The following is a 2,482-nucleotide window of genomic DNA, read 5'->3' on the forward strand; positions in this document are numbered from 1 at the left end:
CTGGCGCGCCAGTTCCGCCGACTGGAAGGGCTTGGCGAGGACCGGGAGATCCTCCGGGATCTCGATGGCGTCGGCGTGGCCGGTGAGGATGAGGACGGGGTGGCGCGCCACCACGCGCAGACGGATCAATCCGGGCGAGGAGGAGACGAGATGGGCCGGGTCGTCGCCGCGGAAGAAGCAGGCCTCGTCCGGCTCGTAGCTCCAGGCGGTGAGCGCGCCGCCGGCCGCCGCGCGGTAGGCCTCGCGCAGCGATTCCTCCGGCCAGCCGGCGATCCAGGCCGGCGGCGCATGCGGCGCGGAATCCGCACCCGCCGTCCCCTGCGGGGCGGGGCCGTCGAGCCAGCGGCGCAGGGCGGCGACACGGCCCGTCATGACGCCTTCGGCATCCGCCGGCAGCTGCTCGCGGGACTCGAGCGCGTCGATCCAGTGGCCGACGAGGTCGAGGCTGTCGAGAAGCCCGTCGACAATCTCCGGTTCGAGGGCGAGGGCGCCGGTGCGCACCTCGACGAGGAGGTCCTCCGCCGCGTGGACCAGGGCGGTGAGGGGCGCCACGTCGAACAGGCCGGACGTGCCCTTCAGGGTGTGCACCGCCCGGAAGATGTCGTTCAACGCATCGGCGTCGTGCGACTTCTCGAGCTGCAGCATGCCGCTGCCGGCGACCTCGAGGAGCTCGCGCGCCTCGGGAATGAACTGGGCGAGCAGGGCGTTCTTCACGATGCGGCTCCGGCCATCACGCGCGCGGCCTCCGCCAGCGTCTGCGGCTGGACGGGCTTGACAAGGTAGAGATTGGCACCCGCGGCATAGGCGCGGACCCGGTCCTGCGGCGCGCTCTCCGTGGAGATCATCAGGGCCGGCACGGCCCGCAGCTCGGGCAGGGCGCGGCCCTGGCGGAGGAAGGCGTAGCCGTCCATCTTGGGCATGTTCACGTCGACCACGAGCAGGTCGAAGCTCTGCGCGATCGCCTTCTCCAGGCCCTCGAAGCCGTTCACGGCCTCCTCGACCGTGAAGCCCGCGCTCTCCAGCACGTCGCGGTAATACATGCGGACGGTCGTGGCATCGTCCACGACGAGGACTCGTGCCATCTCAGATCTCCGCATCGAAGGGTTTCTGGTAGACGATCGCCTCCGCGAACTTGCGGATGGCGAACAGCGACGAGATCCGGCTCATCGATTCCGAGTGGCCGAGGCAGACGAAGCCGCCCGGATTCAGGGCGTGGAAGATCGTCTGGGCGGCATCGCGCCGCGAGGCGTCGTCGAAATAGATCAGCAGGTTGCGGCAGAACACGACGTCGAAGCCGCGGAACTGCCGGGTCGAGAGCGGGTCGGACAGGTTGACCCGGTGGAAGGCGATCGAGTCCCGGATGTCGGGGAGCACCTCGTAGGCCCCGCGCACCCGCCGGGTGAAACGGTCCAGCGTGGGGCGGGGCACGTGCTGCACGGAGCGCTCCCCGTAGAGGCCGCGCCGGGCCTGCTCGATCACCGTGGTGTCGATGTCGGAGGCGACGATCTCGATGTCGTAGCGGTCGACATCGGCCCAGTTGTCGAGGAGCTGGAAGGCGATCGAGTAGGGCTCCTCGCCGGTGGAGCAGGGGACCGACCAGATCCGCACCGGCTCGCCAGGCCGCTTGGCGCGCACGATTTCGGGCAGGATCGAGCGGACCAGGCAGTGGAACTGATACTCCTCGCGGTAGAAATAGGTCTCGTTGACCGTCATCAGGTTGACGAGCGCCTGAAACTCGGCGCCGTTGGCCTGGAACCGGAGCACGTTGAAGTAGTCGCGGAAGGTTGGCTGCCCGGCCTCAAGCATCCGTTCCTGTAGGCGCTTGTCCACGAAGTAACGCTTGTTGTCGGCGAACATGATGCCGGTCTTGCGGTAGAAGAAGTCCCGGAAGCGCGTGAAGTCGCTCTCTGAAACTTCGGGTCCGTGTGCGGCAGGCAAGGCACTCATCGGCACGGGCCCGGTCAGGCGATGCGGCGCTTGGCGGCCGAGGCCGCGAAGCGCAGGAAGGGCTCGTCCGGGAAGCGGGCGGCCACGGCCTCGATCTCCGGGATCATCTCCGGCGTGCCGATCTCGGCGAGCACGTCGAGGGCGGCCGCGCAGACATTCACGTGCGGATCCCGGGCCAGCGCGCGCAGGGCGAGGGCCGCCGCCTCCGGATGGTGCAGGGATGCGAGCACGTTGACGGCGAAGATGCGCCGGTCGCTGTCGGGATCGTCGAGGCCGTCCTCCAGGGCGCCGAGCACGGCCGCGTCCATGACCTGGAGCGTCTCGATCGCGGCGTTGCGCAGCCACACGTCTTCGCTGCCGAGCAGGCCGAGCAGGTGATGGGCGGCGGCCGGTGTGCCGATGCGCCCGATGGCGGCGAGGATCGCCTCGCGCACGCTGTTGTCGGCCTCGCGGGCGAGCTGCGCGGCGAGCGCGTCGACCGCGCCGGGGTCGGAGGCGAGCCGGCGGGCAGCCTCGCGCCGCGCCGCCGCCGAGG

4 protein-coding genes are annotated in these 2,482 nt (G+C 70.1%); all 4 read right to left on the reverse strand.

The window, feature by feature from the left end; genetic code table 11:
- Nucleotides 1–714, reverse strand: a 714-nt coding sequence (locus MET9862_RS28845) for an Hpt domain-containing protein (RefSeq protein ID WP_185157054.1), incomplete at its 3' end; no start/stop codon positions are given.
- A complete protein-coding gene (locus MET9862_RS28850; protein ID WP_142586296.1) occupies nucleotides 711–1,082 on the reverse strand; it encodes a response regulator in 372 nt (123 codons plus the stop codon). The genes MET9862_RS28845 and MET9862_RS28850, both read right to left, overlap by 4 nt.
- Before the next feature lies 1 nt (nucleotide 1,083).
- Nucleotides 1,084–1,947 carry a CheR family methyltransferase gene (locus tag MET9862_RS28855; RefSeq protein WP_142586297.1) on the reverse strand — a complete coding sequence of 288 codons (864 nt, stop codon included), beginning with the start codon at nucleotides 1,945–1,947 and terminating at the stop codon, nucleotides 1,084–1,086.
- Between the two features lie 14 nt (nucleotides 1,948–1,961).
- Nucleotides 1,962–2,482 (reverse strand): HEAT repeat domain-containing protein (locus MET9862_RS28860; protein ID WP_142586298.1); only part of this gene is annotated, 521 nt, incomplete at its 5' end.

Source organism: Methylobacterium symbioticum (genome assembly GCF_902141845.1).
Lineage (GTDB): Bacteria > Pseudomonadota > Alphaproteobacteria > Rhizobiales > Beijerinckiaceae > Methylobacterium > Methylobacterium symbioticum.